Here is a 14341-nt window from a genome sequence, read left to right as displayed (position 1 = left end):
CGGGCAGCCCGTCGTTACCCCTGACCCCCAACTGCACCCCGGCCTTCGCCGGGGAGGTGTTGGTTGGCGAGGTGCTGAGTGTTAGAACACTGCCAAGCCTCATTCGGCATCCAGCTCGGGATAGGCGCGGAAGATGCCGTCGGTGTTGAAGGCGAGGCGGCGGTCGCTTTTCAGATACGCCTTGATGCCCGGCAGTTCCGCGACCTGATCATGGATGCGAACCAAATTCGGATAGTCGGGTTCGAGCGTCTTCATCCGCTTCGGGAACATGTACCGCAGCCCCTCGATCACCTGAAACAGAGACGTATCGGCGTAGGTCCATTTGTGATCGATCAGCCAGTCACCCGCATTCGCCTGCGCTGCATCCTCGAAATGGCCGAGATACTTCGGCATCCGCGCCTCGCGGAACTGCTTGGCAGCCCGCGCCGCCTCGGGCTTCTGATCGTCGTAATAGTCCATCATCGCGACCGGATGATGGACGTTGTGGACCTCCGCGACGAGGTCGGCGATCGTCAGTTGGAGCTGGTTGAGCCACAGCCGGTCCGCCATGTTCGACGGCGCGAGGCCGTGGCGCTCGCCGAGATACATCAGGATATTGGCGACCTGCGCGATCACCAGACCGTCGAGCTCCAGATACGGCGGCGCGAACGGTGTCGGTCCGGTGCGGTCGTTCAGATCGGCAAGCAAACCTTCTTCGCCTACGCCACGCGCGCAATCCTCATACGCGATCTCGGCGCCTTCGAGCGCGAGGCGGACGAACTCGCCGCGTCCTTGGAGGGAGGGCCAGTACCAGAGCTTGTACGCCATCAAATCTCCCCAGGCGCGCGCGCCTTGATGGCGAGCGCGTGAATCTTCGTGCTCAACAGTTCGGCGAGCGCCTGGTTCACGAGCCGCTGGCGCGAGACGCGATTAAGGCCTTCGAACTGCGGAGTTTCTACCTCGACGCGGAAATGCGTCTCGCCGGTGCCGTCGTCCCCCATATGGCCGGCGTGAAGCCCGCTCTCGTTGACGACGGTCAGCTGCGTCGGGGCGAGTGTCGCGGTAAGGCGGGCGGTGATCTGGTCCTGTACGGAGCCGGTGGCGAGGTCTGTCATGCTCCCTATATAGCCCGTTTTGGAAGCGCGGGGAGCCGGTGGCGGACGACGGATACACAAACGATGGGCGAAAAGAGCGGAAAGAACGCCCCAGCCCACGGTTTCACGGCCGCGTGGAAGGGACGGGTCGTGTCTGCATGTGGCGCGACTGCGAGGAGCCCGGCGAATTCCGTGCGCCACCACTGGAGGGGCCGAGCGACGGCGGACCGCCGCAGTTCCGCTGGTTCTGCCTCGAGCATGTCCGCGCGTTCAATTCGGGGTATAATTTCTTCGACGGTATGACCGCGGACGAGATCCATTATGCGCAGCGCCCGTTGGCGGGCTGGGAACGCGAGACGCGGGCATTCGCGCACGGCGGCGGCGACACCCCGCCGAAATGGGCGGACTTCGCCGACCCGATCGATGCGATCGGTGCACGCTTCGGCGAGCGGATGGCGGCGGGGCGCAAGGATGGCCGCGTGCTGTCCGACGGCGAACGGCGCTCGTTGCGCGTGTTGGGGCTAGGCACGGACACCGATCGGACGGCACTCCGCAAACGCTACAGCGAACTCGTCCGCCGCTATCACCCCGATCGCAACGGCGGCGACCGTGCGCACGAGGCGGAATTGCAAAAGGTGATCGCGGCGTACCAGCACCTGAAGGGCGCGACCGCGTTCGCCTGACGGAGCGGGAATTGATCCATACTTACTCTGATCGATATTTCACGACGCCCCCGCCGGAACCGCACGGCTGGCGAGCGGTTCGTCTAACTCTTCCGGTCAATCGCCCGACCAATCGTACAGCGGCGGTTGAGTAACTGCCCGCGCTTGGCCTAGAGCTACCGGGAACACGAGGCCAACATGACCGATATCCCGAATACCCTGCCAGACAGCCGCGAGACCACGATCCTCGACGCACCCGACCGCATGGTGAAGGTGCGCGAGATGTTCGGGATCGATTCCGACATGGAAGTGCCGGCCTTCTCCGAAGCCGACGAGCGCGTCCCCGATCTCGATCCGGCGTACGTCTTCGATGCCGACACCACGCTCGCCGTGCTGGCCGGCTTCGCACATAACCGTCGCGTGATGGTCCAGGGCTATCACGGCACCGGCAAGTCGACGCATATCGAGCAGGTCGCGGCGCGACTCAAATGGCCGTGCATCCGTATCAACCTCGATGCGCATATCAGCCGCATCGACCTGATCGGGCGCGACGCGATCGTCCTGAAGGACGGCCAGCAGATCACCGAGTTCCGCGAAGGCCTGCTGCCCTGGGCGTTGCAGACCCCGACCGCGCTCGTGTTCGACGAATATGACGCCGGCCGCCCGGACGTGATGTTCGTAATCCAGCGCGTGCTGGAGACCGAGGGCAAGCTGACGCTGCTCGATCAGAACCGCGTGATCCGCCCGAACCCGTGGTTCCGCCTGTTCGCGACCGCCAACACGGTCGGCCTCGGCGACACGAGCGGGCTGTACCACGGCACGCAGCAGATCAATCAGGGTCAGATGGACCGCTGGAACATCGTCGTCACGCTCAACTATCTGCCCGCCAAGGTCGAGGCGCAGATCGTGCTCGCCAAGTCCGGTGAATACGACAAGCCCGAGGGCAAGAAGACCGTCGAGAACATGGTCCGCGTCGCCGACATGACGCGCAAGGGCTTCGTCAACGGCGACATCTCGACCGTGATGAGCCCGCGCACCGTGATCACCTGGGCCCAGAACGCGCTGATCTTCGGCGACGTCGGCTTCGCGTTCCGCCTGTCGTTCCTCAACAAGTGCGACGAGGCGGAGCGGCCACTGGTCGCCGAATATTACCAGCGCGTGTTCGGCAAGGACCTCCCCGAGAGCGTGGTGGGTAAGGCGTAAGCCTTTGGCCAACGAAACCCCTCTCGATCGCTTCAAGGCGGTTCTTGCCGGCACTGTGCGCGCGATTTCGGAGGAGCCGGAGGTCGAACTCGCCTTCACCGCGGACGCACCGACGCAGAGCGGCAAGCACATCAAGGTGCCGATGCCCGCTCGCGCTCTGCCGCTGGAGCAGGTCGCGGAGGCGCGTGGGTTCGCGGACGGCTTCGCGCTACGGTTGAAGCATCACGACATTGCACTGCATAATCGTGCGGCGCCGATCGAGGCGGTGGCGCGTGCGGTGTTCGATTCCGTCGAGACTGCACGAGTCGAGGCGCTCGGCTCGCGTGGCTATGCGGGCATCACCGAGAACCTCGACCGCGCGCTCGATGTACGTCTGCGCGCCGACCCGATCACACGCGCGCGCAATCGTGACGAAGTACCGTTGTCGACTGCCCTCGGTTTGATGGTGCGCGAGCGGCTGACCGGGCAGGAATCGCCCGCGATTGCCGCGCCCGGCCTCGCGCTGGTCCGCGAGTGGATCGAGAGCAAGACCGATCTCGCCGCGCTGGCCTACGCGCTCGACGACCAGAAGGCGTTCCAGGGTCTCGCGCGGAAGATGTTGCAAGAGTTGGAACTGGTCGAAGGCGATCAGGTCCCAGAAGAGAGCGACGAAGGCGGCTCCGAGGACGAGGGCACCGACGAACAGCAGCAGGACGAGGGCGACGAAGGCGACGACCAGGGCGAGGACGGGCAGGGCGAAGTCGAGGCACGTGGCGAACAGTCCGAGCAGCAGAGCGAGGAAAGCGACGGCCAGGAGCAGAGCGACGAGTCGATGGACGACATCGACGGCGAGCCGGGCGACGATGGCGAGGAAGGCATGCAGCCGGTCCGCCCGAACCGTCCCTTCGCGGACATGGGCGGCGCGTTCGACTACAAGCCGTGGACGACGCAATTCGACGAAGTGATCGCTGCTACCGAGCTGTGCGACGCCGACGAACTCGCGCGCCTGCGCGGCTATCTCGACCAGCAGCTCGTGCACCTGCAATCGACCGTGTCGAAGCTCGCCAACCGCTTGCAGCGCCGCCTGATGGCGCAGCAGTCGCGCTCGTGGGATTTCGACCAGGAGGAGGGCATCCTCGACGCGGCGCGCCTCGCGCGCGTGATCGTCAACCCGACGCTGTCGCTGAGTTACAAGGCCGAGCGCGAGACCGACTTCCGCGACACCGTCGTGACGCTGCTGATCGACAATTCCGGCTCGATGCGTGGCCGCCCGATCTCGATCGCGGCAATCAGCGCGGATATCCTCGCGCGCACGCTGGAACGATGCGGCGTGAAGACGGAGATCCTCGGCTTCACGACGCGCGCCTGGAAGGGCGGGCAAAGCCGCGAGACGTGGCTCGCCGCCGGGCGTCCGCCGCAGCCGGGTCGCCTCAACGACATCCGCCACATCGTCTACAAGCGTGCCGACGAGCCGTGGCGGCGCGCGCGCAACTCGCTCGGCCTGATGATGCGCGAGGGGTTGCTGAAGGAGAATATCGACGGCGAGGCGCTGATGTGGGCGCATGCGCGTCTGGTCGCACGGCCCGAGGAACGTCGCATCCTGATGGTGATCAGCGACGGCGCGCCGGTCGACGATTCGACGCTCAGCGTAAACTCGGGTTCGTATCTCGAACGCCATCTGCGCCAGGTGATCGGCTGGATCGAGAGCAAGTCGCCGGTCGAACTGGTCGCGATCGGCATCGGTCACGACGTCACCCGTTATTACGCGCGCGCCGTGACGATCATGGACGTCGAGCAGCTCGGCGGGACGATCATCGAACAGCTGGCCTCGCTGTTCGACACCGAGTGATCACGGCTTGAGCGAGGGGCCGGGGATCGTCGCGCCATCGGACGGGTTTCACGGCCCGGTAAAACGATCGATCACGATTGCCGGCCACCAGACCTCGATCAGCCTAGAGCCCGTATTCTGGCAGGCGCTGGAAGCCGACGCGGTGCGCCACGGGCTGCCGCTATCCGCGCTCGTTGCCGAGATCGACGCGATTCGTATCGTCGCGGACGATCCCCCCAACCTCGCTAGCGCGTTGAGAACATGGCTCTTCAGTAACAATATGTGATAACCAGTCGCAATAGCGTTGACAGTGCGAACGACTCTCAATAGCGAGCCCCCAACTATCAAGGGGTTTCGCATGTCCGGTTTCTCGTCGCGCTCATCCGCCGCGCCTGCATTTCTGGCGCTTTCGTGCGTTGGATTCATCGCCAGCGCGCCGGCCCATGCCGCCGATCGCCCTGCCGAAGCGGCCAAGCTTCACGCGACGGACGATCAGGACAAGCAGCTCGAGCGCGACGAGATCGTCGTCAACGGCAAGAACGCGCCCGCGACCACGCTGGAGAGCCCGAAGGCAACGCGCAGCCTGCTCGACACCACGCAGACCGTGACGATCATCGGCGACCAGACGATCCGCAAGCAGAATTTGCTGACCCTGCGCGACGTGTTGCAGACGATCCCCGGCATCACCTTCGGCGCGGGCGAAGGCGGCGGCGGCTACGGCGACAGCATCAACCTGCGTGGCTATTCGGCCAACAACGACATCACGATTGACGGCGTCCGCGACAGCGCACAGTATAGCCGCAGCGAGACGTTCAACCTGCAACAGGTCGAGGTCTATAACGGCGCGAACAGCGTGTTCGGCGGCGGCGGATCGGTCGGCGGCACGATCAATCTCGTGACCAAGCGCCCGCAGGCGGAGACGCTGACGGTGGTATCTGGCGGCGTCGGCAGCGACGATTATTATCGCACGACGATCGATTCGAACGTCCGGGTCAGCGATCTGGTCGCGGTCCGCCTCAACGCAGTCGCGCACAAGAACGACATTCCGGGCCGCGACGTCGAGTATAACAAGCGCTGGGCCGTCGCGCCGTCGCTGATCGTCGGTGTCGAAGGGCCGACCAGCTTGACGTTGCAATATCTGCATCAGGAGGACGAGAACGTTCCGGTCTACGGCGTGCCGTATTTCCGCAACGCGGTGAACAACGGGCCGCTGCCGGGTGCCGACAACTCCGGCTATTACGGTATCCGGAATCTCGACAAGCAGGACATCACCGTCGACCAGGCGACCGCCACGGTCAGCCACAGCTTTTCGGACAAGGTCTCGATCCGCAATCTGAGCCGATGGCAGCGCGTCCAGCAGGACTCGTTGACCAGCGCGCCGCAGGGTGTGTTCTGTCTGTCGACCGGGTTCCAGCCATTACCGCTGACGAACGTCGCGACCACGCCTCTTACGTGCGCGGCGACGAGCGCGACCGGACCGCAGAACATTCCAGGCACCTATTATCCCAGTGGCCCGCGCGGTTTCGTGCGGAACCAGGAGAACCAGATTCTCTACAACCAGACCGATCTCCGCTCGGTCTTTGATACCGCCGGGCTTGAGCACACGCTGGTCCTCGGCGCGTCCTTCGCGCAGGAGGATTACACCATCGTCACGGGCAACACGCTGCGTACCGCGACCGGTGCGACGGTCGCCCAGCCACCGATCAACCTCGCCAATCCGAACACCGACTACACCGGCGCATTTAACTTCATCCAGGCCGGCCGGTCGCAGGGCACCACCAGCAATGCGGCTGTCTACGCCTTCGACACGATCAAGGTGATCCCGCAGATCGAGGTGAATTTCGGCCTGCGCTACGAGCATGCCAAGGGCCGTTTCCGCGCCGATACCTTTTCGGTCGTGCCCGACGCGACGCTCGGCACCTATACGCGCGGCCTGAACCAGACGAGCGACGAGACCCTGTTCTCGTACCGCGGCGGCATCAACTTCAAGCCGATCGAGACGGTCAGCCTGTATGCGTCGTACGGCAACTCCACCACGCCGACCTCGGCGACCGTCCGGCTCGGTTGCGGAACGCTGATCAATGCGCCCGCGGGTCAGTTGGACCCATGCGACGTAAAGCCGGAAAAGGCGGTGAACTACGAACTCGGCGCGAAGGCGGACCTGTTCTCGCGCAAGCTGCAACTTACCGCGGCTGTGTTCCGTAACGAGCGAACCAACTACCGCGTCGCCACGAACGACCCGATCGTCACGACTCTCGGCGTCAACGACGGCCGTTCGCGCGTCGACGGGATCGCGCTGGGCGCTAGCGGCAGCATCTCGCACGCCTTCTCGATCTTCGCCAACTACACGTATCTGAAGGCGAAGATCATCCAGAGCGTTTCAAACTTCTGTCTCGCCAATCCAGGGCCGGTCCGTACGACCGTCGGTACGGTCACGACGACGACCAACGCGTGCGGCAACTCGGCCGCGATCCTCGATACGCAGGCGGGGCAAGCGCTCGCCAATACGCCAAAGCATTCGGGCAGCCTGTTCGCGACCTACACGCTGCCGTTCGGTCTACAGCTTGGGTACGGTCTGACATATCAGGGTGCGTTCCCGTTGAACCAGAGTGCGTTGGCCACCCCGCTCGCACCGACGACGGTCGTGACGCCGGTATTCCACTCGGCGGATTACCTGACGCATCGCGCGTTCCTGTCGTACACCGTCGGCAACGGCCTGACCGCGCAGCTCAACGTGCAGAACTTCACCAACGAGAAATACTACACCGGCATCCGCAACAATGGCTGGGCGACGCCTGGCGAGGCGCGCTCGGTGCGGCTGACGCTGTTCTACAGCATGTGACGCTCGGCGGCGATGCGGGCAGATTGCCGGTATCGCCGCCGCATTCTAGAGTGATGCCATGTTGATCGCGATCCCCGATGTCCTCGATGCTGCCGGCGTCGCCCGTGTCCGCGCGCTAATCGATCAGGCCGAGTGGATCGACGGCAACGCGACGTCGGGGCCACAGAGCGCGCTCGCCAAGCGCAACGAGCAACTCCCCGAGGACTCGGTCGCCGCGCGCGAGGCTGGCGGGATGGTCCTCGATGCGCTCGGCCGATCGGCCTTGTTCGTGGCGGCGGCGCTGCCGCTGAAAGTGTTCCCGCCGCTGTTCAACCGCTACGCCGGAGGACAGGATTTCGGGCTGCACGTCGACAACGCGATCCGGATGAAGCGCGGCACCGATTTCCGCATCCGCAGTGATCTGTCGGCGACACTCTTCCTCGACGATCCCGCGACGTACGACGGCGGCGAACTGGTGATCGAGGACCAGTTCGGTCCGCAGTCGGTCAAGCTGCCCGCCGGGCATATGGTGCTGTATCCCGCTTCCAGCCTGCACCGGGTGACGCCGGTCACGCGCGGATTACGTACCGCGTCGTTCTTCTGGCTCCAGTCTATGGTGCGTGACGACGGCGCGCGGCGGATCCTGTTCGATCTCGACCAGGGCGTGCAGGCGGTCGCGGCCGCACAAGGCCAGGGCGATCCGGCGACCGTGCGGCTGACCGGCGTGTACCACAACCTGCTGCGCCGCTGGGCCGACGCCTGACCCGCGATTGACGCGCGGCGATCCGCCTGCGACGCCGGCGCGAACAGGGCGGAGTGATGGGCGAATGAGCAAGCTGGCGATGCGGCGCGCGTGGTTCCAGGTCCACAAGTGGATCGGGCTGGTGCTGGCGATCCTGATCATCCCGCTGTCGCTCAGCGGCGCGGCGCTGGTGTGGCATGACGCGCTCGACCGGATCGTCGATCCGGCGCGCTATGCGGTCTCGGGGAGGACCGTGGTCGGGCCCGACAGCTATGTCGCGGCGGCGCGCGCTGCGTTAAAGCATGGCGAGCGGATCGCGAATTTGACGATGCCCGACGACGGCGGTCCGGTGATCGTCGCGGCCAGTTCGGTCAGCGCGCCGACCCGGCCGGGGCCTCCCCAGCGGACGATAGTGTATCTCGATCCGCCAACCGCGCGCGTGCTGGAGGTGTCGCCCTCGAACGGCGGGCTCGTGCGGTTCCTCCATGTGCTGCACGGAAGTCTGCAACTGCCCGGCGTCGGGCGCTCGATCGTCGGCTGGATCGGCGTCGCGATGATGGTGTCGTGCTTTACCGGGCTGTGGCTGTGGTGGCCGACGGTGGGGAAGTGGACGCGCGGGTTGCGGTTCCGACGGCACCGCGACGTCGAGACCAACCTGCATCACCTGTTCGGCTTCTGGATCGCCCTGCCGTTGTTCGTGCTGTCGCTGACCGGTGCCTGGATCTCGTTCCCGCAGGTCTTCGGAAAGCTCACCGGCGAGGCGTCGCGGCCGAGAGGCGGTCCCGATCGCAACGCGATGATGCGCGCAAAACCGCTGGCGTCGCCCGCGCAGCCGCTCGCGGTGGCGATCGGCAAGGCGCGGGCTATCGTCGACAATGCGCCGTTGCGGAGCGTCACGTGGCCGACCGATCTCAGCGCGGACTGGACGGTGACGTTTCAGGCCAGAGGCTACGGTAGCGGCGCGCCGATCGGAGTAAAGATCGCCGACGACACCGGCGGCGCGACCGCGGCGGCGGCGCGGCCGCAGGGCGGCGTGGCGCGGTGGATGCGGCGGATCCACGATGGCACCGACATGGGTGCGCTGTGGCAGGTGATCATCTTCCTGGGCGGGATATTGCCCGCGGTGCTGGCGGTGACCGGCGTGATCATGTGGGTGCGCGCACGCAAGTGGAAGGCCGAACTGGCAGCGCGGCGGACGTAACTCGTCCCTCGCCCCTTCGGGGAGAGGGAAGGAGGAGCCTCTTGGCGACGGGAGGGTGAGGGGCGGTTAGGATTCAAGTCCCGAGCCTCACGCCCCTCACCCTCCCACACGCAAGCGCGTGCGGGCCCCTCCCTCTCCCCGGCGGGGAGAGGGGCAGCAGTTACCGCCCCAGCAGCACCCGCGCCTGACCGGCGATCTGCGCCAGCATCGCCGCGTTCGGCACCGCCGCGTGCCGCGCGCGGTCGATCACCGCCTTGAACTGCGCCACCCGCGCCGCATTCGTCAGCAGCCACTTCTCGACCGCACCCTGCGGATCCTGCGCCCCACACCGCGCAAGGAACTCCAGCCGCAACTGCTGGAAATCGCGTGCCAGCCCGGCGACCAGCAACCGCTCCCACGGATCGGTCGGACTGATCCGCGCCGCATTCGCCTGCGCCCAGTCGAGTCCCAGCGCCTGCCCAAGATGCGTGAACGCCCGCGTCACCACCGCCTCGTCGAGCGCCATCCGCTCGCCGAGATCCGCCAGCCCGACTGCGCCGTCCATCTCGAACAGGCGAACGACCTTGCGCACCAGATCGCCCGGCGCACCGACCGCTTCGAGCTGCCCCGCGATACGGTTGCTCTGCGCGCTCGCCTCTTCGAGCAGCAACGCCGCGGTCTGGCTGTCGAGCTGCGTGATCCCCTTCGCCAGCCGCGCGAGCACGTCGCCCGGCACCGCGCCCGGCGCCGACACGCGCAACAGATCGGCGATCTGCGAGCGCGTCGCGACCGCCACCTCGTCGAACAGCGCGATCCGCGCCGCCTCGGGCATCACCGCCGTCTCGATCTCCGCCCACAAGGCCGGTAGGTCGAACAGGCGCTCTGCGACGACGAACATCGCCGCGATATCGCCCATCGCCGCGCCTTCCTCTTCCGCCAGTTCGAACGGGTAGAGAATGCCAAGACGGTTGACGATCCGGTTGGCGAGCTTGGTCGCGACGATCTCGGACCGCAGCCGATGCTCGTCGATCGCCGTCTCGAACCGCGCGCGCATCGCCGCCGGGAAGGCAGCATGCAAATCCGGCTTCAAAGCGTCGTCCTTGGCGACATCGCTATGCTCGATCGCATCCTGCAACCCGAGCTTGGCGGTCGCCAGCAGCACCGCCAGTTCAGGTCGCGTGAGCCCCAGGCCATCTTGGCCGCGCCGCAGCAGGATATCGTTCGATGCCAGCCCCTCGACCGCACGATCGAGCCGACCGCCGCCCTCGAAGATCTCGATCACGCGCACATAGCTCGGCACCGCGACCGCGCCGTCCGCCTCGGCGATCGACAGCGCCAGCGTCTGGAGGCGGTTGTCCTCCAGCACCAGATGCGCGACGTCGTCGGTCATGCTGGCAAGCAGCGTATTGCGGTCCTCATAGTCGAGCCGCCCTTCGATCATCTCGCGGTTGAGCGCGATCTTGATGTTGACCTCGTTGTCCGAGCAGTCGACGCCTGCCGAATTGTCGATGAAGTCGGTGTTGATCCGACCCCCGCGCGCCGAGAACGCGATACGCGCCGCCTGCGTGACGCCGAGGTTCGCGCCTTCGCCGATCGCGATCACGCGCAGATCCTCGGCGTTGACGCGCAGCCGGTCGTTGGCTGGATCGCCGACCGCGACGTTCGCCTCCGATGCCGCCTTCACATAGGTGCCGATGCCGCCGAACCAGAGCAGGTCGGCCGGTGCCTTGAGGATCGCCGAGATCAAAGCGCCCGGCTCCATCTCGCTTGCGGTCACGCCGAGCGCAGCCTGCACCTCAGGCGACAGCTTCACGACCTTGGCGGTGCGCGCGAACACGCCGCCGCCCTTCGAGATCAGGCTGGCATCGTAATCCGCCCAGCTCGACCGCGGCAGCGCGAACATCCGGTTGCGCTCGTCCCAGCTGGTCGCCGGATTTGGATCGGGATCGAGGAAGATGTGGCGGTGATCGAACGCCGCGATGACCTTCAGCGTCTTCGACAGCAACATGCCGTTGCCGAACACGTCGCCCGACATGTCGCCGCAGCCGACGACGGTGATGCTCTCGCTCTGCACGTCAAGGCCGCGTTCGGCGAAGTGCCGCTGGACGCTCAGCCACGCGCCCTTCGCGGTGATCCCCATCGCCTTGTGATCGTAGCCGACCGAGCCACCCGAGGCGAACGCGTCGCCCAGCCAGTAGCCGCGTTCGAGCGCGAGGGCGTTCGCCACGTCGCTGAACGTCGCGGTGCCCTTGTCAGCGGCGACGACGAAATACGGGTCCTCGCCGTCAAGGATCGTCACGCCGTCGGGATGGACGACCTTGCCCTCGACGATGTTGTCGGTGATCGACAGCAAGGTGCGGATGAAGATCCGGTAGCTTTCGGTGCCCTCGGCCAGCCACGCGTCGCGGTTCGACGGGGCGGGAAGTTGCTTGGGATAGAAGCCGCCCTTCGCGCCGGTCGGCACGATGACCGCGTTCTTGACGCGCTGCGCCTTCATCAGTCCGAGGATCTCGGTGCGGAAATCGTCGCGACGATCGGACCAGCGCAGGCCGCCGCGTGCGACCGGGCCGGCGCGGAGGTGGATACCTTCGACGCGGGGCGAATAGACCCAGACTTCGCGCCACGGCACGGGGGCGGGGAGGCCTGGAATCAGATGGCTGTCGAGCTTGAACGCGAGCGCTTCCGATGCGGCTGGCGTGAACGCGTTGGTCCGCAGAGTCGCCGCGATGAGGTTGCGATACGCGCGCAGGATGCGGTCGTCGTCGATCGCCGTGACCGCATCGAGCCCGGCTTCGATTGCCTGGTCCGCCTCGATCGCGTTGCCCGGGTGCTGCGGATGATGGACCGCGGTGAACCGCGCGATCAGAGCCGCCGCAACCTTCGGCGCACGCCGCAATGCATCGACCACGGTGGTCAGGCCATACGGAAGCCCCGCCTGGCGCAGATACCGGAACCACGCGCGGAACAGCACGATCGCCTCGGGACGCATGCCGAGTTCGACGATCAGCCGGTTGAACGCATCGTTCTCGGCCGCGCCTTCCAACACTGCGGCGATCGCGCCTTCGAGCACGGGCGCGTCGCTCTGTTGCGCGGCGTCGTTCGCCTCCAGCACGAAGTCATGCACGAACGGCACGCTGTCGTCACGCAACCGCGTCGGTAGCTCGCCGATCACGCGGAAGCCGAAATTCTCCAGCACCGGTACGGCGTCCGACAGGGGGAGGGCGCCACCCAGCTTGTAGATCTTCAGCTGTGGATCGGCACCGGCCTCACCCGGGACGAGGCGCACGCCACGCGCGTCCGTATCGGCCAGCGCGGCGATCCGCTGGATATCCTCGGCAGCCTCCGCAGGCGTGCTAAGATTGCGATAATTCTGCGGGAACGCAGCCGCCCATTTCAGCGCCAGACGCGCAGCGCGTGGCGGCGGCAAGGTCTCGACGAGGGCAGCCTCGACGTCCGATACCCAGCCGCGCACCATCCGCTGCAACCGCAGCGCAAGCGGTGCGACGTCGGGCATCCGGCCATCGCCGCGCAGATCGAGCGTGTAGCGGATCATCGCGACCTCGCCGTCCTCCAACGCGATCGACCAGTTGAGCACGCTGGCATTCGCCGCCTCCGCCAGCATGTCGCCGATCGCGACACGGCGCGTGTTGGTCACGTCGTCGCGGGGCAGCCAGACGAACCCGAACAGGTGACGCCCGAGCGCGGACTCGACCAGCACGAGCGCCGGCCGGGGCCGATCCGCGATGCTCATCGCCGTCAGTGCCAGATCCTCCAACGCATCGGGTGCGAACGCGATCACCAGGTCGTGCGGCAACGCCGTGAACGCATGCGTCAGCGCTTTGCCGGCATGACCACGCGGATCGAACCCGAATTTGGCCTTCATCGCCGCCAGGCGCGTGCGCAATACCGGCACGTCGCGCGGCATCGCGGCCAGCGCGGCGCTGGTCCACAGCCCGCTGTAAATCGACAGCCCGGCGACCGTCGCGCCCTCCATCACCGGCACCACGACCAAGTCGAGCGGGACGGCGCGGTGAACAGTCGAGATCAGGTTCGACTTCAGCAGCAACGGCGCGTCGTTGCCCGCCTCGAACCACTTGATCGCGAGCGCGCGTGAGGCCTCGGCAAGGATCGGCACGCGGTGTTCGTTGTGCGCGATACCGAGCGCGGCATGGCCGCTCCCGTCACGATGCCAGATCTGATGCCCGAGCAGCGTCAGATGCCCGTTCAGAAACCACTGCAACAGAGCGGCGCCTTCGCCCTCGGGCAGCTTGGCGATATCGTCGTCAAGCGCGGCTTGCATCGCGCGCCAGTCGGTAACGGCGGCACGGACGTCGGCCAGCACGGCGGTCAGGTCCTCGATCAGCCCGCGACGGTCGCGCGCATCGGCACGCTCCATCTCCAGATAGATCATCGATTCGGGGCGGCCTGCACCCTGGCCATCAGCGTCGATAGCATGCAGCGTGCCGTCGGGCGCCCGTGTCGTGCGGACGACGGGGTGGATGATCCGGTCTACCGCGATATCCTGCGCACCGATCGCCGCGGCGATCGAATCGACCAGGAACGGCATGTCGTCGTTGACGATCGCGAGGCGCATCCGCCGCCGCGTGTCGTCCGCGCTGATCGGCTCGATCGCGATCGCCGGCGCACCGTCGTCGCGGTGCGCGGCGGTCGCGGCGACGAACGCCGCGGCCTGCGCGACCTCGCTCGCCCCGAAGTCCCTCAGTTCGCCCGGAAGGGCCCGTTCGGTCAGCCGGCCCGCGAGGGTTTCGGTGAGCGTCTTCAACGATTGGTTCGCCATAGGTCAGGGCCTATGCGCCCGCCTTCCGGCTAGCTCAACCCTTGTGGCAGGTGCG

Annotated in this window: 10 protein-coding genes; 7 read left to right on the top strand and 3 right to left on the bottom strand. The window is 66.3% G+C overall.

Annotation, left to right across the window (positions count from 1 at the left end):
- Positions 1-99 precede the first annotated feature (99 nt).
- On the bottom strand, positions 100-807 hold the full coding sequence (locus C8J45_RS15345; protein WP_107963998.1) for a glutathione S-transferase: 708 nt from the start codon (positions 805-807) through the stop codon (positions 100-102).
- On the bottom strand, positions 807-1094 hold the full coding sequence (locus tag C8J45_RS15340; protein ID WP_107963997.1) for a BolA family transcriptional regulator: 288 nt from the start codon (positions 1092-1094) through the stop codon (positions 807-809). Before C8J45_RS15340 ends, C8J45_RS15345 begins: the two co-directional genes overlap by 1 nt.
- 137 nt (positions 1095-1231) lie before the next feature.
- Between C8J45_RS15340 and C8J45_RS15335 the strand changes: the two genes are divergently transcribed.
- The 7 genes from C8J45_RS15335 to C8J45_RS15305 all read left to right on the top strand — a co-directional run bounded on the left by C8J45_RS15335 (position 1232) and on the right by C8J45_RS15305 (position 9509).
- Positions 1232-1756 carry a J domain-containing protein gene (locus C8J45_RS15335; RefSeq protein ID WP_107963996.1) on the top strand — a complete coding sequence of 175 codons (525 nt, stop codon included), beginning with the start codon at positions 1232-1234 and terminating at the stop codon, positions 1754-1756.
- 177 nt (positions 1757-1933) lie between these two features.
- Positions 1934-2938 (top strand): cobaltochelatase subunit CobS, encoded by a 1005-nt coding sequence (cobS, locus tag C8J45_RS15330; protein ID WP_107963995.1) that lies wholly within the window; start codon positions 1934-1936, stop codon positions 2936-2938.
- Positions 2939-2942: 4 nt separating this feature from the next.
- Positions 2943-4766 carry a cobaltochelatase subunit CobT gene (gene cobT, locus C8J45_RS15325; RefSeq protein ID WP_107963994.1) on the top strand — a complete coding sequence of 608 codons (1824 nt, stop codon included), beginning with the start codon at positions 2943-2945 and terminating at the stop codon, positions 4764-4766.
- A 7-nt stretch (positions 4767-4773) separates the two neighbouring features.
- Complete coding sequence (locus tag C8J45_RS15320; protein ID WP_107963993.1) at positions 4774-5031, top strand: ribbon-helix-helix domain-containing protein; 258 nt, start codon at positions 4774-4776, stop codon at positions 5029-5031.
- Between the two features lie 72 nt (positions 5032-5103).
- A complete protein-coding gene (locus C8J45_RS15315; protein WP_107963992.1) occupies positions 5104-7587 on the top strand; it encodes a TonB-dependent siderophore receptor in 2484 nt (827 codons plus the stop codon).
- Between the two features lie 58 nt (positions 7588-7645).
- Entirely contained in the window at positions 7646-8329 is a 684-nt protein-coding gene (locus C8J45_RS15310; RefSeq protein WP_107963991.1) for a Fe2+-dependent dioxygenase, read from the top strand.
- Between the two features lie 64 nt (positions 8330-8393).
- Positions 8394-9509, top strand: coding sequence for a PepSY domain-containing protein (locus C8J45_RS15305; protein ID WP_107963990.1), 1116 nt, complete (start codon positions 8394-8396; stop codon positions 9507-9509).
- 160 nt (positions 9510-9669) lie between these two features.
- Here C8J45_RS15305 and C8J45_RS15300 read toward each other — a convergent pair whose 3' ends face one another.
- Complete coding sequence (locus tag C8J45_RS15300; protein ID WP_107963989.1) at positions 9670-14286, bottom strand: NAD-glutamate dehydrogenase domain-containing protein; 4617 nt, start codon at positions 14284-14286, stop codon at positions 9670-9672.
- Positions 14287-14341 lie beyond the last annotated feature (55 nt).

This window comes from Sphingomonas sp. PP-CE-3G-477 (genome assembly GCF_003050745.1).
Classification (GTDB): Bacteria; Pseudomonadota; Alphaproteobacteria; order Sphingomonadales; family Sphingomonadaceae; genus Sphingomonas.
This window is presented reverse-complemented; position numbering and strand designations above follow the sequence as displayed.